Here is a 327-nt window from a genome sequence, read left to right on the forward strand (position 1 = left end):
CTCGGCCATGTGCCGCACCAGCCCCAGAAGGGTCAGCTCCGAGGGCGGCACCGAGGCGGTGCGCAGCTGCTCGTCGGTCAGTCCCTCGCACTTCGCGATCAGGGTCCGGCGGTGGAAGTCCAGCCAGCCCTCCAGCATCTCGCGTTCGCCGGCGTTCAGGGCGGGTTCGTCGCGCTCGCTCGTCATGCCCTCATCCTCACCGGTCGAGTACCGCCGTGGCCAGGGGATTTCAGCGGCCCAGCATCCCCGCGAGCAACTCCCGCACGCCCGCCCGGATCCGCGCCCGGTCCGGCACCTCGGTGCTGAACGACCCCGCCGCGCACGCGA

Annotated in this window: 1 protein-coding gene; it reads right to left on the reverse strand. The window is 72.2% G+C overall.

The genetic code is table 11. From position 1 onward, the window contains the following. The coding region (locus CCN72_RS37570; RefSeq protein WP_143664365.1) for a mycothiol transferase at positions 1-186 on the reverse strand (186 nt) is incomplete at its 3' end. Positions 187-327: the final 141 nt, after the last annotated feature.

The organism is Streptomyces murinus, from assembly GCF_002154555.1.
In the GTDB taxonomy this organism is placed as follows: domain Bacteria; phylum Actinomycetota; class Actinomycetes; order Streptomycetales; family Streptomycetaceae; genus Streptomyces; species Streptomyces murinus.